Genomic DNA, 20,997 nt, shown 5'->3' on the forward strand with positions numbered 1-20,997 from the left:
TTTAGAAATTTTTTAATTGAAGTAATATGAAAAAAGCACTCTTTATAACAATTGTTCTAATTACTATTTTCTCATGTAAAAAGAAAGACAGATTAAATGATGAAGCTGCGGTAAATATTGTTATTACAAAATCTGCTGATTCGGCAAAAGCAATTGCTAAAGAAGCTTGGATATATGGCTTCCCGTTGGCAATGAATTACAGAAGTATGAGTTTGTATGCTTTGGATTCATCTTATCTGGATTATGCTGGAGGGTTTAATAAGTTTAAACATTATGCTAAAAGTTTTACGCCTAAGGATACCGCAGTAATAACGCCAAATAACGATACACCTTATTCTTGGGCAATTCTTAATCTGGCAGATGAACCAATTGTACTCGAAGTTCCAGAAGTATCAGACAGGTATTATTCATTTCAGTTTATCGATTTATATACTTTCAACTTTGCTTATGTAGGAAGCCGTGCTACGGGAACTAAAGCAGGGAAATATCTTATTGCTGGTCCTGATTGGAAAGGCGAAAAACCTAGTGGAATCGATAAAGTAATTCAATCAGAGACTGATTTGGTAACCTTATTAGGAAGAACTGAGTTAAAGATGGATCCTAGTGATATCGAAAATGTAAAAAAACTACAATCACAGTATAAATTAATTCCGCTACATGAGTTTACAAAACAGGCTGGCCCTGCGCATAAAGAATATCTTATGCCCTATCAGAAATTTAAACAAGCTGATTTAGATTCGGCAGCCTTTATAGGATTACTCAGTAATCTTTTGCAATACACCTCGGTAAATCCTAAAGAAAAGGAACTAAGAGCAAAATTTGCTAAAATCGGAATTGTTCCTGCTAATACATTCGATCCCAAAGCCTATACCCCAGAAGTATTAAAAGCAATAAATGAAGGAGTAAAGGAAGCGGAAAAAGAATTAAAAGAAGGAACAGATAAACTGGAAAATGCGACAGATTTATTTGGAACCAGAGAAATGCTAAATGGCGATTATCTCAAAAGAGCATTGGGCGCAGCAGCAGGATTATTCGGTAATACCAAAGAAGAAGCTATTTATATCGGGACAAGATCGGATAAAGCAAATAACTTTCTTTCAGGAAAAAATAACTATATAATTCGTTTCCCAAAAGGACAAACGCCACCCGATAAATATTTTTGGAGCATTACCATTTACGAATTACCAAGCAGGTATTTGGTTAGTAATCCCATTAACAGATATTCTATTGGAGACAGAACTACAGGATTGCAATATGAACCGAATGGAGATTTGATTATTTACATGCAACATAATGCTCCAAAAGGAAAAGAGTCCAATTGGTTGCCTACTCCGGCAGATGCATTCTATTATTTAATCCGAATTTATGGTCCAGACGAATCGATATTAAACGGTACATGGAAAGCTCCGCAGCCAGAACTTGTGAAATAAAACTAAGGTAGATTAAGTACTTTTTTAATTATTGAAAACTAATTGAGTAGTTGTATGAACATAACCAATATTTTGAAAACCATAAGTTTTATAATCGTACTTACTTTTTTGGGTAGTGTAAAAACAAATGCTCAAAAAATGGAACAGAATGTTGCGGCATGGGTTGGTTATGAATTGTATTTACCATTTAAAGAAGATGGAAGATGGGGATTACTGTTGGAAGGATATTCAAAAGGAAATCAATTTGTATCTGAACTTCAAGGGGCTTTTTACAGAGCAGGAGCCAATTATTATCTTAAAAACGGAAACCGATTAGGAGCAGGTATTGCCTATCAATGGGATTTGCCCTATGATGAGGTCTCCTTACCATACAATAATCCAGATTACAGAATATACGAGCAATTTATTTGGCGTTTAGTAAAGAAAGAAGGAAAAGAAGTTTGGTCACAACGTTTTAGGATGGAGCAACGATGGTTAGGTAGAAAAGACGATCCAAATAGCACAAGCGACCATTTTGATTATTACAAATTCGAAAATACGTTACGATACCAAGTACGATATCAATTATGGTTTAAAGAACGATGGGCAGCTGTTGTTTATGATGAGGTTCATATAAGAACCAATGCAGCCAGCAGCGATGAGAATTACTTAGATCAAAACCGATTGTATTTAGGAACTGCTTACAGTCTTGATAAACGGAGAGAAATACGATTGGAAGTAGGATATATGAATCAGATTTTCTGGAAATCGCCCGATACCGAAAGTGGGCTTAGCAGAATGAATCATACTATTAGGATTACGCTTACAACTGATTTGCCTTTTAAACGAAAATAAAAATTAGAAGCTATGATTGACAAATCCAAAGAAACCAACGAAAACATATTTGATTCTGGAATATCAAAAGCAGAACGATTTGCCGAGGGAAAAGCAATTCGTAAAACTACACCGCGCTCCATTCATAGCGAGTGGAAACCCGCCAAAGATAGAGAAGATCCTGTTGCTATATTAATTAATACAAGTGTAGGTAGAGTCGAAAGTTTATTACCTATTAGATATAGTAGGATGATGGAATCTCCATTTTCTTTTTATAGAGGTGCAGCAGCAATTATGGCAGCCGATTTAAAACAGTCTCGCACAACAGGAATAGAACTTCAGCTTTGCGGAGATTGTCATTTAATGAATTTTGGAGGATTTGCGACTCCTGAGCGTCAGTTAGTTTTTGATATTAATGACTTTGATGAAACACTTCCCGGACCATGGGAATGGGATTTAAAACGACTTGCAACCAGCTTTACAATTGCAGCAAGATGGAAGAATTTTTCTCCAAAAATAAGCAAAGAAGTAGCTCGACTTGTTGCCGAGAGTTACAAAAAACACATGCTTGAATATAGCAAATTATCAGCACTACAAATATGGTATGCTCATATTGATTTAGCCGACTTGATAGAATTAGGAAGTGATGATGAAATAAAGCAGTTCCAGAAAAAAAGACTAAAAAAAGCGGCTGAATATACTGCCCATGAAAAAGAGTTTGCCAAACTCACGTATCAAGAAGGAAAACGGGCTCGTATTAAAGATGAACCACCACTTATTTATCACCTAACGGGCGAAGAAGGCGAAAATATGCTGAGACAAGCAGAGGCAGTTCATAAAAAGTATATAAAATCATTATCTGAAGATAAACGAATACTCCTAAACCGATATTCAGTACATGATATTGCTATAAAAGTAGTAGGCGTAGGAAGTGTAGGAACGCTTTGCGGGATAAGTCTGTTAATGTCGGGAACTGGCGAACCGATTTTTTTACAATTTAAAGAAGCAAGACAAAGTGTATTAGAACCTAATTTAAAAACCAAAAGTATTTATAAACATCAAGGAGAACGTATCGTAATGGGACAGAAGTTAATGCAGTCAGCATCGGATATGTTTTTGGGATGGACGGATGGAGAAAGGGGGAAGTTTTTTTACATACGACAACTTCGCGATGCCAAAGTTAAACCTGTTCTTGAGGTTATGAAAGCCAAAAATCTTATGGATTATGCCAAAGCATGCGGATGGGTATTAGCAAGAGCACATGCACGTTCGGGAGATGCTTCGGTTTTATCTGGTTATATGGGTAAAAACAAAGAATTTGCCAATGCGATTGCCGATTTTTCGGTTTCCTATGCCAATCAAAATGAAGCAGATTATAAGAAAATGTTAGAAGCTGTTAAAAGCGGAAGATTACCTATACCAATGGAAAGTTAATTTAATAAGTAAATAAGAAACAAACGTATGAAATGAGCATGACCTTAAATTGGTAGCAAACTCCAATGAAGATATGCGAATTACATATGACCGATAAAAATCAATTAATATCTATATATGAATACAAAGTTTTTATTTTTAATAGGCTTCTTGATGATGGTTATCTCAACAAATGCCCAAACACAGCGTATAGATTCTACGGCTGTTTATCTCTTAAGCCGAACTACCGAAACCATGCAGGATATAAAGTCTTGTAGTTTTACTGCGGTAACGACTTATGATATCTTAACGAATAATTTAGGACTTGTAAAGCATGCTATTATTGATAAAGTTGCTATTAAGTTTCCAGAAAAAATGAAAGTTACTTCTACAGGAGATAAAGGCAATCGGGCGTTGTTGTATAATGGGCAAAGTTTAAATTATTATTCTTATGATAATAATACTTATGCTACGACCGCCGCACCAAATTCTGTGATTGAAACAATAGATGATGTTAGCAAAAAGTACGGAATTGAGTTTTCGGCTGCCGATTTTTTCTATCCTTCTTTTGCTAGCGATATTCAGTCTTCTAGTGAAGATTTGGTCTTTTTGGGGAAAACAACTATTAATGGAAAGGAATGTTTTCATATTGCAGGGCGTGATAAAACCAAAAGTTTTCAGTTTTGGATAGCAAATGATGATTTGTTTTTACCTCTTAAGATGGTAATAATTTATACAGATCAAAAAGAGAGTCCACAATTTGAAGCAGTTTATAAAGACTGGGTAATAAACGCCGATTTGCCAGACACTTTGTTTGAGTTTAAAGCTCCCCCTAAGGCTACCAAAACAAAATTTGCTCCTAGAGAAAAAACTAAGTAATCACATAAATAGATTCCTATGAAATCATATAAATCAAATAGAATTTCGATATTTATTATGGTATTGTTTGCAATGCTATTAATGATTCCAGAAACAGTTACAGCACAACGTTTTGGTCATTTCCCACCGCCGCGTCCGATGCCTAGACCAATGCCTCGCCCGGAGCCGATTAGACCAATGCCACGTCCTGAACCGATTAGGCCGATACCGCCAAGGCCATTGCCACCACCTCCACACCCGTATCCAAGGCCGTATCCGGTACCATTTCATCCTTACCCAGTACCATTTCCATATGCGTATCATCCGTTTGTACCTTATGTTTGGGGGCCAACATGGTATCCTGTAGGTTTCTTTTTGGCAACATTAACCACCGCAGCAATAATTGTATCTGTAGAGAATACAAACTATAATTATGACGATGGAGTGTATTATGTAAAAGAATCTAGTGGGTATAAAGTTGTACCAGCACCAATAGGTGCAACAATATCTGATTTGCCAAAAGGATATGTAACGATAACTGTCTCGGGTGCCGAGTATTACTATTATGGAGGAACTTATTATAGTAAAACTTCAGGCAAGTATAAAGTTGTAACAGCACCAGTTGGAGCAGTTGTAACACATCTTCCAGAAGGAGCAGAAGAAAAAACAATCGACGGTCAAAAATACTTGCTTTATAACAATGTGTATTATCAGCCAATTTCTAAAGATGGTCAGGATAGTTACGTTGTCGTACAAGGTAAATAATTGACAGAATGTATTTGTAAAAACTTCCATTGTAAGGCTAAACATGTGCAATTCAGTTTATAATGGAGGACATTTAATCAAATTTGTTTGGGGTAATTAATAAAATAATTTACCTTTAGGGAAAATACCACTTAATTTTAAGAATGTTTTAACTTAAAAAAACAATATTCTTAACAGGAATTTCCGCTCATTCAAAATTTGATCATTTATTTAATAGTTTAAATAGCTTACTAATTTTTTAATAATCACTTTAAAATTTAATAAAATGAACACGAGAAGAAGAACCTTATTCATAATCCCAGTTATATTATTGGGTTTGATTTACAGCTGTGCTCCAAGCGTAAAAGTTACAAACGATTACGACCATTCAGCTAATTTTTCAGAGTATAAAACATTTGCGGTTTATGACTTAAAAGCGCAAGAGGGTCAGGTAAGCCAGTTGAATGTAGATAGAATTGCAAATGCAATTCGTACAGAAATGGCTAGTAAAGGATTTAAAGAAACAGCAAACAATCCTGATCTGAAAGTTAATGCGGTTACCATTTTAAAAGACAAAAAACAGGTTACAGCAAATTCTAATTTCTATGGCTATGGCGGTATGTATCGTCCGTATGGATATTGGGGTGCTGGTGGTGGTATGCTAAGTGGTACTACAACTTATGATACCTACGATTATGTTGATGGATCTTTGGTAATTGATATTGTATCTACAAAAACACAAAAACTAATTTGGCAAGGAATCGGTAATACCGAATTAGATAAAAGACCAGATAATCCAGATGAATTTATTAGTTCTTCTGTAAAGAAAATTTTAGCAGGATTCCCTCCTGGCTTAGTTGTAAAAAAATAAGTTCTACAACGAGTATACTACAACTCGATTAAACTTATCTCCCTACTAGATAAGTTTAATCGTTTTATAATGCAGGCAACTACAGGATGTCTTTGATAATGTTGATTTTATAAGTGAAATCATTTCTAGAATAAAAATGTTAAATCTTTCCCCCATGATTTATATATTACTATCTCTTTTTTTCTTTATCGCATCAATAGCAGGTTTTGCTGTTTCGTTGATGATTATTTTTACCAAAAAAAATCTTAATCAGAATTTCTTTTTGAGTCTTTGCTTGTTTAGCCTTGCTATAGGAAGTATTTATAGTTTTTACTTGTCTGCAAGTGTATTAAAAGGGTTTTCAAATTTCTTTATAATCACCCGTTCTTTTATTTTCTTGGTAGCACCATGTTCTTTTTTATATATAAGAAATGTTTTGTTGCCTGGAAAAATGATTAGAAAATACGATTGGATACATTTTACTCCCTTTATAGTATGTTTCATTTATATTTTATTTTCATTTTCAGACCGTTATCTTAATCATTTAGGAGGTTTGTTTAATGACGATATAATACAAAGAACAGACTATTTATCTGTTAAAGTAAATGCTGCATTTCCGTTAATCATAATATTATCTTGGTTAGGATATGCTTTTGTGCAAACCATAATGATTTTAAAATTTGATTTAAAAAACACACATAAACTTAAACGATATAATGATAAGGTTATTAATTGGTTGAGGATTTTTAATATTATGATTATAGTACTTTTTTCGACACTTTTTGTGCATCGATTCTTGAGTAGCTCCGTAATTAATATTGATTTTCTGTACAACGCAATGGTATCTTTTATCCTTCTTTTTACAGTGAGCTGGTTGTATTTTAAACCTCAGGTTTTGTACGGTTTACGAGAGCCGCTTATTACTTTGCGTAATTTTAGCAACGATAATTTCAGTAAAACTATAAAGACAGAAGAAGTAAAAGACGCTTTGCCTATATTAAGCTCGCTTACAGACGAAAAGAAAATAACTTATTTAATAACACTTGAAAAAGCCTTTCTTAGTAAAAAACTCTTCTTAAAGAAAAATCTTGTCATTCGCGATTTGTCCGAAGAAACAGGAATACCAGTTCACCATCTTTCAAGTCTGATAAATAGTGAATACAATCTTCATTTTCAGGATTATGTAAATCTTAAAAGAATCGAATACTTTAAAGATAAAGTAAACGATATCGATTGGAAACACTTATCTCTGGAAGGAATGGCATGGGGCTCGGGATTTAAATCCAGAACAACTTGTTTTAGAGCATTTGTTAAACACACAGGTAAGTCTCCATCAGAGTATTTTAAATTTATTCGAGTAACTTCTGAAGGAAGAAATGAATTCTCGATAAAATAATTTCATTACCAGAACAAGATAAAACTTGTGTTGAGGGATTCTTTTATTGATTAAGTATTCTAAAATTATTTAATGAATTATTATAAAATAAAATCATGAAAACAGTATTTAATAAAAACATACAATCTATAAAAACAGTTGTTACAACACTGGTTTTATTAATTCCTTTTTTTAGTAATGCACAACTTAAAGGTGGACATTTTCTGGGAGCTATGGGATTACAATCGGGTACTCAAACACCCGAAAATACCCTTTCTGTATTTGTACCCGTTTATTTTTATAACACGACTTCTTTACGAAATAACGATGGCGATGTTGCAGTCGCAGATCCAAATTTAAATATGTTCCTTACAGCTGTGGGTGTAAGTTGGGTAAGCGATTTTAAGATTTTAGGAGGAAATTATGGAGCATCAGCATTATTACCATTTGCCTCCAATGCAATTCAGGGGAATTATGTAAGCTCAAAAAGCCCTTTTGCGTATTCAGATACTTATATCATACCATTACAATTGGGTTGGCATAATAAAAAAGCCGATTTCATTTTTACTTACGCCATGTATTTGCCTACGGGTAAGTTTGAAAACGGAGCTAGTGATAACAGTGGTTTAGGAATGTTTATAAATGAGTTTTCGGCAGGAACAACATTTTTTTTTAATGATAAAAAAACATTGCATTTATCAGCATTAGCTTCTTATGAAATAAATGGAAAGAAAAAAGATACCGATATTAAAACAGGAGATCTTTTTAGCCTTGAAGGAGGATTCGGAAAAACATATTATGTAATGGGAGGCACTACAGATGCACCAGCTCCGAAATCTATAATTAATGCAGGTTTAGTTTACTACATGCAGTTTAAAGCAACAAGCGATGAAATACCTATTGGGAACTCCGTTTTTTCAGGTAACAAAGATCGTGTTATGGCTTTAGGTGCCGAAGTAAATTATTTTCATATTAGCTCAAGTACCTCAGCGGGATTACGCTGGTTTGGAGAAGTTGAATCTATTAACAGATTTAAAGGGAATACTTTTTTTATAACGTTGGCTCATGTTTTTAGTACAAAGAAATAAATAGCCAATTATAAGAAATTGGTATAAGGGTTCCAATTGATAAAGGTGTGAAATCTCTCAACAAGTAATTAAATATACCTGCGTATGAAATTAAAAGGATTATTAGTACTGATATTTATTATCATTAATCAGAATATAGTGTTTGCCCAAAAAGAAGATTTACGCCAAGCTTACGCTGATAGTATAAAAACATCTACATGGGCTTATAGATTACCCGCTTGGGGACAACGTATTACCAAAAGAGGAGTCGATTTGCCATATCCGATCGGGGTTATGATAAATTATTTTTCAGGAAGTCAAAAGGTTGTTATCAGTGATCTGGAAGTAGGAATAAACAATAGCCCGTTAGTTCCTCTTGATTTTGTGAAATTTGGAGAAACCAAAGCCACACTTAATTCCGTAACCTCGCGTATAGATGTTTGGGCTTTGCCTTTTGTAGACATTTATGCAGTTGTAGGTAAAACTTGGGCGAGTACAAGTGTAAACGTTGTCGAGCCAATGAACTTTAGTAACAAAGTCGATTTTGAGGGAGGAACTTTTGGAGTCGGAATGACTTTAGGAGGCGCTTACAAACATGTATTCGGAACCTTAGATTATAACAATACATGGACAAAATTCGATCAAATTGAAGGGTCTATTCACTCTCAAATGTTAGCACCAAGATTTGGATATGTTTTTCAGTCCCGACGAAAACCGAATAGAAATTTTGCTCCATGGATTGGAGTTCAGGGACTTTTTGTAAACAGAGTGACCAAAGGAACTATTAACCTTTCGGATTTAGGAGTTAGCGGAAACTCGGCAGATTTTGATGTCGAAGATAAGGCTTGGTATCAAAATTTACCTGCGGCAGATAAGGTTATTATCAAGCAAATAGCCGATAAAATAAGAGACAAATTAGATAAGTTAGATCCAGAAGATGCTTCAATTTCGTATTCACTTAAAAAGAAAGCACTTTCTCCTTGGAGTATGTCTGTGGGTGGACAGTTTCAATTAGATCACCATTGGCAGTTTCGAACAGAAGCAGGTTTTTTTGGTGGACGTTCCTCAATTTTAGCTTCAGTAAATTATCGATTTGGATTTTAATATGAAAAAAACAAACCAACTCCGAAAAGTATTCCTGTTTCTTATAGTTTTCATGACGATAACGATGGCAGGACAGGACAAAGAACATAAACACATAAGTATGAAAGATTCCCTAGATGGGGCTTTTGATTTAAGTGATTACATAATTTATGCACATGGTTTTATAGTTGTACCTACACTTATTACCGAGCCTGCTTTAGGAGGAATCGGGGGAGCAGTGTTACCTCTTTATCTTAAAAAACATGATCCTATTATTGATGCAAATGGAAAGAAAAGATTTATAGATCCTGATATTACAGGAGCGATGGGAATGTATACTGGTAACAAAAGTTGGGCAGTAGGAGCATTTCGTGCAGGAAGTTTTATAAAATCAAGAATATTGTATCGTGTAGGAGGAGGCTATGGAAATGTAAATATGTCATTTTATGAAAATTTGCCTAATGGTAAAGACAAAGAAATTGACCTTAATTTTAAATCATTTGCATTCTATGCTCGGGTTATGAAGCAGTTTAGAAACGGAAAATGGAGTGCAGGTCCACAGTATCTTTTGTTAGATTCTAAAGTTAATTTCCCAGATTTAAATGATCTTCCTTCGTTTGCTAAATTAAGTGATGTAAAAAGTGTAGTAAGCCAATTAGGTGGAGCCATTCAGTTTGATGGGCGCGATAATATCTTTACGCCAGATAAAGGAATGCGGTTTCAGTTTGACTTTTTCTGGTCAGATAATACAATAGGCAGTGATTATGATGCATGGCGGTTAAATTTGTCAGCAATAGGGTATTATCCTATCGCTAAAAAATTAATTGGCGGACTTAGACTAGAAGGAGAACAGGCACTTGGTAATGCTCCTTTTTACCTTAGACCAGGAATTAATTTAAGAGGAATTCCTTCAGCCAGATATCAGGGTAAAGCCAGTGTTGTAACTGAGGCTGAACTAAGATGGGATTTGTACAGAAGATGGAGTCTTATGGGCTATGGCGGTCTGGCAAGCGCTTTTAACGATTGGGATAAAGCTTTTGCTAAACCAGTTGTTTATAGTTATGGAACAGGTTTTCGATATTTAATTGCTAGAAAATTTAAATTAAGAATGGGGGTCGATGTAGCGAGAGGTCCGGAAGACTGGGCATATTATGTGGTTTTTGGAAGTAATTGGCTTCGTTAGTTAATCTTAAAAAATATCTGTTAGTTAGTTAATTCAATAATTGTCTAAAACCTGATAGCAATTGCTATCAGGTTTTTTTATTTCTAAACAGTTTTCTTAAAATGAATAGCCAAGAGTAAGTAACCAGTTTCTTGGAGCTCCGGGAAATAAACGGATGTAATCATATCCACCAACCCAATAGGTTTTATTGGTTAGATTATTTGCGTTCAATTGTATTTTGAATTTGTTAATGGTGTAATACAAAGCAGCATTCATTAGCGTATAACCAGGTATTGTTTGTGTTGCACTAATACTTAAGTTACGAGTTGTTACAAAGTTTGTTCCCATAGCAAGTCCAAAATCTTTTAGAGCACCATCTACAAAATTATAACGAGTCCAGATATTTCCTTGTTGTATTGGAGTGTTTGGTTTTTGTCTTCCTATTTCGTCAGCTATTGGGCTTTCGGTAATATGTGCTTCGTTATACGAATAAGCTGCAGAAATACTCCATTGGCGAGTTATGCTTCCATTTACATCAATTTCTATTCCTTTAGATTCTTCCGTACCTACCTGTCTCATTAAGTCAATATTAGAAGGATCATTGGCATTATACAAGGTGTTTTTTTGTTGAATCTTAAATAGTGCCAGAGTAACAAATAATTTTTCTTTAAACCATGACGATTTACCTCCAAATTCTATCATATTACTTTCTAAAGGATCAAAAGGTCCACCAGCATTTGGATTAGATAATGATGATGTGGTTTGTGGGTTATATCCTTTTACGTAGGTACCATAAACATTAATGTTTGAGTTTACTGTGTACGTTAGACCTATACGTGGTAAGAATGAATGTTGTTTTACTTTCTTCTCATTGTCTTTTGTGTAATTTTCACGGTCGGTATATTCGTCATATCGAACTCCAATTAAGGCTTGCAGACGACCCCATTTTATATGATCCTGCAAATAGATTCCATACAAAGAATAATAGCTAGGGTCGAATGGACGTGCAGTATAAAAATATTTGCTAACATCTTTTAATTGTTGAGATCCTGATGGATTTGTTAAGTCAAAATGAGCAACATTAGGAACAGGATTTCCTTTGGAATCTAATAAATAAGCACTGCTATTTTTTGGATTATAAGTATTAATTGCTCCATTATTTGCTGCATTTCTGTATCCTTTTGCCTCAAGCTGAGAACCTCCAGATGGTACTTGTTCCTGAGCGTAGTCATATCCTAAGATTAAATTATGATCTAAATCGCCTGTTTTTGTTTTGTACACAAAAAAGGTTGAGATATTATCGATGTAACGTTTACGTTTACGCATAAAAACCTGCATTTCTATTGCAGACGGAATAGTACTACCATCTGCTGCAGACGCATATTTGTTGGCTCCACGATGTTCTAGTAAGTCTTCATTATAACCAGTTCGGATATACGAAGCAGAGAATGATAACTTATCGGTAAATTGATGGTTTAATGAAGTTGTAACAATATAAGTTTCTTCGTTAAGATAATCATTAGGAGAGTTTAATGATTGTTTGGTTTTAGTAGAATACAAGTTGTTTTCGTAAGTCGATTGTCCACGATCAAGCATCCCTTTTGAACTTGTATAAATTAAATCAAAGTTTACTCGGGTTTTATCATTTGGTAAAAATGATAGAGAAGGAGCAATAACAATGTTCTTATCAAATTGTAAATCTCTAAAAGAATTGGCATTCTCGTAGCCAATATTCAAACGGTATAAAAGTGATTTATCTTCGGTAAGCGGTCCTGTAAAATCGGCTAATGCTCTAAGAGTATTAAAACTTCCTGTAGAAAAACTGATACTATTTGCTGGTTGATCTAATGGTTTTTTGGTTACCCTATTTATAACTCCACCAGGTGATGCATTACCAAATAATGCTGATGATGGCCCTTTTAATACCTCTACACGTTCCAGATAATTTGCCAAAGGCTGTTTCCAGAAACCTGTCGAAGTTCTTAAACCATTTAGTAATTGCGTATTGCTTCCTCCATTTATTCTAAAACCTCTAATCGATACATCATCATAAAAAGTGAACTGACTTACGCCACTAAAATTCTTTATAACCTCTCCGATACGTATTGCGCCTTGGTCGGCAATTAGTTCTTTAGTAGCATAAGAAACCGCTTGTGGTAAATCCTTAAGAGCAATTTCTGTTTTTGCACCAATAAAAGATTTTGTGTTTTTGTATGATTTCTCTTTTCTACCTGTAATCTCTACGGTTTGCAGCGTATTAATATTTTCTTTTAGCGTAATGGTTGGTAAGTTCAGTTTTTCATCCTCATGTAATTCGATCGTTTTTTCCTGAGAAGATAGACCTAAACTAGAAAAAAGAAGAGTATAGGTTCCCGGTTTAAGATTATTGATCTGGAAATTTCCCTTTTCGTCGGCAGAGATATTCTTTTTTAGTTCCTTAATTAAAACAGCTGCATAAGAAGCCTCTTCATTGTTTTCGGTAACTATTTTTCCTGTAATTTGGGTAGTTTGAGCTTGCCCAATATTAAAAAATGCTATAAGTAGCACTATATAAATTAGTTTCATTGTATGGTATTTGGATTTTTACGGTGCAAATATATATTTATTTAGACTTGATAAAAATAATAATTTAAGAAAACTTTATATTAAAAAAGAGAACACGCGTGAGTGTTAGATTATTCAGGACTTTTTATTTAGAAGCAATAGCATAATTTTACTTTATTGCTAAAAAAAGATTACCTGTTTTGAGTATTTTGTAAGTTTTTATAGATTAATAAAAACATTGTATAAAAATTAACTGCATTAGGTTAGTTTTTTTATTTAATATTTAATTGTTTTGTAACAAAAATAAAATCTAGGCTACTAATTAGTCAACTATTTAAATCATTGATTATGTATAAAATTACGATGAAATCGGTATTCGCAGCATCTGCCTTTATGGTAGGTGTGAGTGGTTGTTTCGCACAAGACATTTTGGTTAACTCTTTAAAGTTAAATGCAAGCGAAAAAAGTAAAGAGAATTTTAAATTTACGGAGCAAATTAACCTAGGAACAACATCGGTAAAATCTCAAGGTTCTTCAGGAACATGTTGGAGCTATGCGACAAACTCTTTCTTAGAGTCAGAAATGATTAGACTTGGGAAACAACCAGTTGAGTTGTCTCAAATTTTCTCTGCAAGAAATGTGTATGTTGAAAAAGGGAAGAACTACGTGCGTATGCATGGAGCAGTAACATTAGGCGACGGAGGTTCATTGCATGATGTAATCAATATGTATAGAAAATACGGAGCAGTTCCAAGAGAAGTATATACAGGATTAAACTACGGAACAGATAAAAATAAATTTGCCGAAATGGCAGCTATAAACGAAGGTGTTTTAACAGCAGTAGTAAAAAATCCAAACGGAGAACTTACTCCAAACTGGGAAAAAGCCTATGCAGCAGTTATTGATTCTTACTTAGGAAAAGTGCCAGAAAACTTTACTTACAAAGGAAAAAATTATACACCACAATCATTTGCTAAAGAGATAGTAGGTGTTAATCCAGATGAATATGTTGAAATGTCATCATTTACAACAGCTCCATATTACCAAAAAACATTATTGGCAGTGCCAGACAACTGGTCATTTGATCAGGTTTACAATGTAAAAGTTAATGACATGACCGATGTTATTGATAATGCATTAAAAAAAGGATATACAGTAGCTTGGGCTACAGATGTAAGTGAGAAAAGCTTTAGCTGGAAAAACGGTGTAGCATATGTACCAACAAAGAAATTTGATGATATGACTGCAGATGAAAAAGCAGATATGTTTAACGGACCAAAAGCAGAACCAGAAATTACTGCCGAAATGCGTCAGGCTGCTTTTGATAACTATCAAACTACAGATGATCACGGAATGCACATTATTGGTTTAGCCAAAGATCAAACAGGTAAAGAATATTACATCGTAAAAAATTCTTGGGGAGAAACAAATGACTACAAAGGTTTCTTGTTTGTAACCAAAAATTTCGTGAAATATAAAACTACTGCCCTTATGGTAAACAAAGGCGGATTACCTGCTGATATTGCTAAGAAGTTAGGAGTTTAAGTTAATTAGAACTTTTAAAATATAAAGAAAGCGCTACAAGAAATTGTGGCGCTTTTTTGTTTTGATGATACATCTAGTTTTTTGTAGATGAAAGCGAAAAAATGTTTGTAATAATTTTAAAGTAAAGATGAAATTTGTGAACCTATTGCTTTTAATTCATTTAATGCTTCTGTAATATCAGTTTGGGAAAAACAAGTTCTATGATGTTTACCTTCTGTATAATTTATAATTCCCACATCCACATCTTCAATAGGGCAGTTAAAAATAAGATTGGCTACATAATTTTGAATGATAGGAAATCTTAGTTGACCTTGCCAATTGTGACTGTCGTTATCATTTACTACAATATATGCTGAATAACCAGTTGATGTTGTATTAATTATCCAAACCCATCCAGTTGTTTTTAGTTTTGAAGATAAGTTTATTTCTATTTTGTGTTTGTGTGTGTAATGTGTGTAATTTAGTGCTGAACACTCGGTAACATAAAGGCATAAAGAATTTACTAAGGTTTCAACTTCTTTAACATTCTTTTTTGTTTGTTTTCTGTTTCTAAAAGAATTTTCTAAATAAGTGATTGCTTCTGATAAACTTGAATTTTTATGATAAACACTTGTAGAATCTAACCAGCGTACAGATTTTGGTCTATTGTTAAATGGTTCTTCTTCATCATCTCTTAGGTGATTTCCAAAATCAATAGGGTTTTTCCGGGCTAATTCTAATTTGCTAATAGAGAATTTCTTTGCTTCCATTGAATTATTATTAAGGTTAGTAATCATTATTTTACATGTAACAATTACTTTAAAAATATATTTTGCTAAATAAACAGCTTTATAAGATGGGATTTATAGGTACAAATACCTGTTTTAAAGATATTTGTAAATTTAGATACCATGTTTTGAATTGTTTTACGGTTTTCCATAATAAATCAATTTTATTGGTATTGTAATAGATAAATAGGGTTTATTATGTTAATTTCGAATAGTATATTAAGTTAAATAATAAATATAGTTTGATGAGCTTTAATAAAGCATTAAAAGAAATATATGAAAATAGAAATAATCGATTGGAATCAAAATGTTGTTTCTAGTCAAGATGATGATGTTGGTTTTATTCTTGAGCAAGATTCTTGGAATGATTTTGGGTATTATACCTATTATTTTTTACACTCCAAATTAGGAAATGGCAGTGGAGTTTTTGAACCAATTGGTGGCGTTAGGATTTTAAAAAAAGGACAAGAAGAAAAACAGAAATATTTGTTAGAATTAGGAATTATTGATAAACTTCCTAAAGAATATTGTTCTTTAGGGGCATCATTAGATTATTATGAAAGAATAGCTCAGCTTGATGATTTCAGTAAAAATTTATTACTTAAATCCCTTAATGACGTTATAAATGATCCTTCATTGCTTGAGATTTTCAAATACGAAAAAGGGTTTAATAAATCTTTATTAAGGGATATTACATTACATGATGATATTTTTATTTTAGCGCCGACCTTATTAACAGGTAATTATGAAACACTTCCTGATATAAAAAATTTGAAGTTTTCATTTAAAACTAAAGAAATGTCAGTTCCCATAAATTTTGATTTTTCATCAAAAGAATACGGTATAGCTAGAGAATCACTTCCGAGTAGAATCTCTGTTGTTGTAGGACGAAATGGATCAGGTAAAAGCACTCTGTTATCTAAAATTGCAAGATTGGTATTCAGTTCTACTGAAGACAGAAAATATATAGTTGAAATGGGGGAATTAGAACCAAAAGGTATTGGTTTTCCACGAATAATAAATATTTCATATAGTGCATTTGATTCTTTTCAAGTTCCTGGGATAACCATTGCTGAAAAAAAACAAATTTTAGTAGAAATGGATAAAAATATAGGTAGGTATATTTATTGTGGAGTAAGAGATATAAATAAGGAAGTTGAAAATGAGTTGAAATTTTTAAAAATAAATAGTTATGGTAAAATAGAATTAGAAGATATCTTAAATGATAAATATGAATTTAATTATTTAAAGTCACTTAGTGTTATTAAGCATGAATTTTTGTATGCCTTAAAAAAAATACGAGACTTAGGAGAGAAAGTATATGTCTCTAAGGAGGAAAGTGCAGAAATGCTGAAATAAATAAAAACCCGCTTCATTGAAGCGGGTTTTTATTTTAATCTAAGTCAGTCTAAGTAGTCTGAAAATCTAACTATCTAAGAAGTCTAAATTAGAATTGCTCTCTTCCAGCAAAATGGAATGCACCTTCGATAGCAGCATTTTCGTCGCTATCAGAACCGTGAACTGCATTTTCTCCGATAGAAGTTGCGTATGCTTTACGAATTGTTCCTTCAGCAGCTTCAGCAGGGTTTGTAGCTCCGATTAAAGTTCTGAAATCTTCAACAGCGTTGTCTTTTTCTAAAATTGCAGCAACAATTGGTCCACGAGACATAAATTCTACTAATTCTCCGTAGAAAGGTCTTGCAGCGTGAACAGCATAAAATGCTTGAGCATCAGCTACAGTTAATTGAGTTAATTTTAATGAAATGATTTTAAATCCTCCATTAGTAATCATTGCTAAGATATTTCCGATGTGTCCGTTTTGAACTGCATCTGGCTTAATCATTGTAAAAGTTCTATTTGTTGCCATTTTTATTTTTATTAAATTTTGTGCAAAAATAGACTTTTTTTATGAATTGAATTTAATAAATTCATAATTATAACTATCCAGAATACCTTTATGATAATTAATTATGAGTAATGACGTACAGCAGTAGAGACGCACCGCAGTGCGTCTTATACAAGTTTTAAAATTTAAACCTTAAAAATAAGTTTGTTCTTGTAGAAAAGCCATAAAATAAACGTCCAGATTCCAACATAAGTTATTGCTCCAGCTAAGGAAGCTGACATTGGATTACTGAAAAATGGTGCAATCCCAAAGCTATATAAATAATTTAAAAGATTGATTTGTTCTCCTGGGCTATGGGGGTTTTTAAATTGTATCATTACTAATCCTTGTGGGATTATTTGCGAGAAGAAAAATACAATCATTGGGTTAACGCCCCAAATTAAGAATAATTTGATTCCTTTTTTTAAGTTTAAAATATCAATAAGGTAATATAATAATGCCAGACAAGTAGTTGCTAGTCCTGCTGTGTATAATGTGTATGTACTTGTCCAAAGTGATTTGTTAATAGGGAAAACGATACTCCAGATTTGAGCAACTATAATTAATGCGATACCTGCGATAGCCATTTTTTTGGCAATTTCAATTTTTGGTATGGCACGGTGTAATAACTGACCAATAAGTAGTCCGATAATTCCGGTTCCGATGGATGGGATAGTACTTAATATACCTTCTGGATCCCAAGTTATGGTTCCGCGATACATATGTCCTTTTAGTAAGATACTATCTAGCCAAGAAGCAAGATTGGTTCCTTTATCAAAATTTGCTTCACCGATTCCTGGAACTGGTATTAAAGCCATTATTGCCCAATAGACTAATAATAAGATTACAGCAACTATTATCTGTGTTCTTTGGTTTGATTTTAAGTACAAAAGGGATACTACAAAATATACGATGGCTATACGTTGTAATACGCCTGGTAATCGCACATTTTGATACGCTTCGATACCGCTATAGGCCAAGAAGAGATAAATAAACAGGATCGAAAAGGCAAGAATATTTTTTACTCTAGAACTAAAATTTCCCATTAAGGCATAACCTACCGCAATAGTTATAATTAATCGACCTATAAGTAACGGAATTCCGTCGAGTCCAAAAAGTTGTATTTTGGCAAAAAAATTAAAGAAGATTCCTAAGCAAAACATTCTTAATGAGCGTACTAGTATTTTGTTGAATGTAGTACTATCGAAAGTTTTTGTAGGCATTGCAAATGAAACAGCTACTCCCATTATGAAGATGAAAAAAGGGAAAACCAAATCGGTTAGTGTGCAGCCATGCCACTCAGAGTGTAATAGAGGAGGATAAACAGCGTCCCAGCTTCCAGGATTATTGACAATTGTCATTAATAAAATAGTTAATCCTCTGAAGACATCTAGTGAAATCAAGCGCTCTCTGGTCATAATTTTTTTGTAATAGGTTAGTTCTCGTTTTTTAAAGTTAATAATTTGGTTTAGAGGGTAACAATCTAAGAGGTAAGTGGTTATTTGTTTCTTATGATTGTTACTTTTGTTTTTTTGCTACAAATTTCTGCGAATTAGCGAAATTCGTAGCAAACTTTTATATTGTTATGACATTAAAATTAGATTCTAATGGTTTTAATTCTTTAATAAGAAGGGGGATTAATTCCTCTCCTTTTTCCAGATAAAATTCTGAAAAATTGGCTTGACGCTCCTGCAAGCTTTTATTTGGAAACAGTTCATTTTGCAAGTCGGTAATACGTTGCAAAATGTCATTTAATTTTCTTTTTTGTGCTTTTAAGAGTCTTTTTTCAAGGTTTTCGAGTCCTTTTATTTGTTTAACTTCTTGTGCTTTTACTGCTCCAGTAAACGATTTGTCTGTTTGATTTGCTAATTCATAAAGATATTCGAATTGCTTATGCAAAAGTTCTTTTTGAGGCGTTAAATCAATGGAGAATGGTGATAGTTCTCTTGTACTCTTATTTATTAAACTGTTTTGTTTTGAGAATAAATCGCTCCATGATAAATTTAATTGATCCGCTTTTTTTGCCTGTTTTTCGGTAGCCAAAAGCACGGAATTTCTAATTAAAAGCATCGGAAAAGTAATCTTTGCAGTATCAAAGAATGATTTTAATTCTAACCAATAGGCAATTTCTCCGCCTCCGCCAATGTAGCATAAATTAGGCAAGATAATTTCTTGATATAACGGACGCATAATCACGTTCGGACTAAATTTTTCGGGATTTCTTTCTAGTAAATCAAAGATTTCTCTTCCTGAAAATTCAATTTTTGTATTGTTAACTTTATATTTTCCGTTTTCAAAAATGATACGTTCGCGTAAATTATCTTCGATATAAAATAAATTGATTTCGCGCGGATTTACCTGAACTGTATAATCTTTCAGTTTTTCGATAGTTTCCTGAACGGCTTTATAGGCAGATTGAGATTCTAATTCTTCTTTTATGTATGGAATAAAAGCACGCTTTAAATTGGCATTGTCTGCATCTAGAATTACTAAGCCTTGTGATGCAAATAAACTATTGGCAAGATAACGTGTTGCATCTGCTAGATTATTGTGTTTTAGATAGGCATCTTTAAATATTTTTTTCAAAACATTGGCATTGATGCTTGAACCTAATTCTAAAGTATATATTTCGAAAAAATCTTCAAGTCCTTTAGTTGATAATCTTCCTACCGGACCTGTACTTTCGGCATTCCATCGGAACTTTTTACCTTTAAAATTAAAATAATTAATTTCTTCAAAATCATGGTCTTCTGTCGCCATCCAATAAATGGGAACAAAGTTATGCGAAGGATATTTTGCTTTTAATTCGTTGGTAAGATTTATCGTTGAGATTATTTTATACAAGAAATATAAGGGACCGCTAAATAGGTTTAGTTGATGTCCTGTTGTAACTGTAAATGTATTTGGGAGTGCTAAGACTTTGATATTTTGTTTGGTCGAATCCGAAAGTTCAATTTTGGCATATTGTTCTTTTAAGACCGAAACTAATGGAATTCTATTGTTATTATCGAAATTTTGTTGCTTTTCGATAATTTGTTTTTCAAAGTTTTCCAGTGTTGGAAAATTATTATATAATGGTTTTAAATCTGATTTTTGTTCTAAATAATCATGTATCAAAGTTGAGAAATATCCTGAGTTTTGGTAGCTGATACAGTCGGTTGGCATAAGTATTGTTTTTTTGATAGCTGTAAATTTAATCAAAATTTGTACTTAAAAATGGATTTAACTATTGCTTATGATTTGAATTTTAAAAATAGTTGCAAATCATTGATAATCATATAAATAATTGTGATATAGGAAAATACTTGTTTTTTAATTTATTTGAAAAATAATTCACAGAATTTGAATGTGTTGATGGCTTTTTGGGGTCATGAGGATTATGATTTTTTAAACTAATTTCTTAAAAAATGGGAATTTAATATTTGTTATTTTCAAAAATTAGAGTCATTTTTATATCCTAT

The 20,997-nt window shown here is 33.0% G+C and carries 17 protein-coding genes; 12 read left to right on the forward strand and 5 right to left on the reverse strand.

Annotated features, from left to right (window positions below; translation table 11 throughout):
• Positions 1-26 precede the first annotated feature (26 nt).
• From B8T70_RS02215 to B8T70_RS02260, 10 genes are all read left to right on the forward strand, one after another.
• Entirely contained in the window at positions 27-1,430 is a 1,404-nt protein-coding gene (locus B8T70_RS02215) for a DUF1254 domain-containing protein (RefSeq protein ID WP_086893757.1), read from the forward strand.
• A 54-nt stretch (positions 1,431-1,484) separates the two neighbouring features.
• Positions 1,485-2,264, forward strand: coding sequence for a DUF2490 domain-containing protein (locus tag B8T70_RS02220; RefSeq protein WP_086893758.1), 780 nt, complete (start codon positions 1,485-1,487; stop codon positions 2,262-2,264).
• A gap of 12 nt (positions 2,265-2,276) precedes the next feature.
• Complete coding sequence (locus B8T70_RS02225) at positions 2,277-3,677, forward strand: DUF2252 domain-containing protein (protein ID WP_086893759.1); 1,401 nt, start codon at positions 2,277-2,279, stop codon at positions 3,675-3,677.
• A gap of 117 nt (positions 3,678-3,794) precedes the next feature.
• Positions 3,795-4,535: a DUF2092 domain-containing protein gene (locus tag B8T70_RS02230; protein ID WP_086893760.1), complete on the forward strand. Its 741-nt coding sequence runs from the start codon at positions 3,795-3,797 to the stop codon at positions 4,533-4,535.
• Between the two features lie 18 nt (positions 4,536-4,553).
• On the forward strand, positions 4,554-5,279 hold the full coding sequence (locus B8T70_RS02235; protein ID WP_123912056.1) for a DUF6515 family protein: 726 nt from the start codon (positions 4,554-4,556) through the stop codon (positions 5,277-5,279).
• A gap of 265 nt (positions 5,280-5,544) precedes the next feature.
• Positions 5,545-6,129 carry a DUF4136 domain-containing protein gene (locus B8T70_RS02240; RefSeq protein ID WP_039113563.1) on the forward strand — a complete coding sequence of 195 codons (585 nt, stop codon included), beginning with the start codon at positions 5,545-5,547 and terminating at the stop codon, positions 6,127-6,129.
• Positions 6,130-6,283: 154 nt separating this feature from the next.
• Complete coding sequence (locus tag B8T70_RS02245) at positions 6,284-7,504, forward strand: AraC family transcriptional regulator (RefSeq protein ID WP_086893806.1); 1,221 nt, start codon at positions 6,284-6,286, stop codon at positions 7,502-7,504.
• A gap of 95 nt (positions 7,505-7,599) precedes the next feature.
• On the forward strand, positions 7,600-8,571 hold the full coding sequence (locus B8T70_RS02250; RefSeq protein WP_086893762.1) for a transporter: 972 nt from the start codon (positions 7,600-7,602) through the stop codon (positions 8,569-8,571).
• An 84-nt stretch (positions 8,572-8,655) separates the two neighbouring features.
• Complete coding sequence (locus tag B8T70_RS02255; RefSeq protein ID WP_086893763.1) at positions 8,656-9,654, forward strand: hypothetical protein; 999 nt, start codon at positions 8,656-8,658, stop codon at positions 9,652-9,654.
• A gap of 1 nt (position 9,655) precedes the next feature.
• Positions 9,656-10,816 carry a BamA/TamA family outer membrane protein gene (locus B8T70_RS02260; RefSeq protein WP_123912057.1) on the forward strand — a complete coding sequence of 387 codons (1,161 nt, stop codon included), beginning with the start codon at positions 9,656-9,658 and terminating at the stop codon, positions 10,814-10,816.
• A 96-nt stretch (positions 10,817-10,912) separates the two neighbouring features.
• Here B8T70_RS02260 and B8T70_RS02265 read toward each other — a convergent pair whose 3' ends face one another.
• Positions 10,913-13,360 (reverse strand): TonB-dependent siderophore receptor, encoded by a 2,448-nt coding sequence (locus B8T70_RS02265; RefSeq protein WP_086893764.1) that lies wholly within the window; start codon positions 13,358-13,360, stop codon positions 10,913-10,915.
• Positions 13,361-13,687: 327 nt separating this feature from the next.
• On the opposite strand from B8T70_RS02265, the gene B8T70_RS02270 reads away from it, so the two are divergent.
• Positions 13,688-14,884: an aminopeptidase C gene (locus tag B8T70_RS02270; protein ID WP_039113572.1), complete on the forward strand. Its 1,197-nt coding sequence runs from the start codon at positions 13,688-13,690 to the stop codon at positions 14,882-14,884.
• 116 nt (positions 14,885-15,000) lie between these two features.
• Here the strand turns inward: B8T70_RS02270 and B8T70_RS02275 are convergent, their stop codons facing one another.
• Positions 15,001-15,660: a hypothetical protein gene (locus tag B8T70_RS02275; RefSeq protein ID WP_086893765.1), complete on the reverse strand. Its 660-nt coding sequence runs from the start codon at positions 15,658-15,660 to the stop codon at positions 15,001-15,003.
• 267 nt (positions 15,661-15,927) lie between these two features.
• Between B8T70_RS02275 and B8T70_RS02280 the strand changes: the two genes are divergently transcribed.
• Positions 15,928-17,010 carry an ABC transporter ATP-binding protein gene (locus B8T70_RS02280; RefSeq protein WP_086893766.1) on the forward strand — a complete coding sequence of 361 codons (1,083 nt, stop codon included), beginning with the start codon at positions 15,928-15,930 and terminating at the stop codon, positions 17,008-17,010.
• Between the two features lie 88 nt (positions 17,011-17,098).
• Here the strand turns inward: B8T70_RS02280 and B8T70_RS02285 are convergent, their stop codons facing one another.
• The 3 genes from B8T70_RS02285 to bshC form a co-directional block, all read right to left on the reverse strand.
• Positions 17,099-17,518, reverse strand: coding sequence for a nucleoside-diphosphate kinase (locus B8T70_RS02285; RefSeq protein ID WP_039119977.1), 420 nt, complete (start codon positions 17,516-17,518; stop codon positions 17,099-17,101).
• Positions 17,519-17,682: 164 nt separating this feature from the next.
• Positions 17,683-18,954, reverse strand: a complete 1,272-nt coding sequence (locus B8T70_RS02290) for an acyltransferase family protein (protein WP_086893767.1) — start codon at positions 18,952-18,954, stop codon at positions 17,683-17,685.
• 157 nt (positions 18,955-19,111) lie between these two features.
• A complete protein-coding gene (bshC, locus tag B8T70_RS02295; RefSeq protein WP_086893768.1) occupies positions 19,112-20,701 on the reverse strand; it encodes a bacillithiol biosynthesis cysteine-adding enzyme BshC in 1,590 nt (529 codons plus the stop codon).
• Between the last annotated feature and the right edge of the window lie 296 nt (positions 20,702-20,997).

Origin of the sequence: Flavobacterium sp. AJR (genome assembly GCF_002156885.1) — a bacterium.
Lineage (GTDB): Bacteria > Bacteroidota > Bacteroidia > Flavobacteriales > Flavobacteriaceae > Flavobacterium.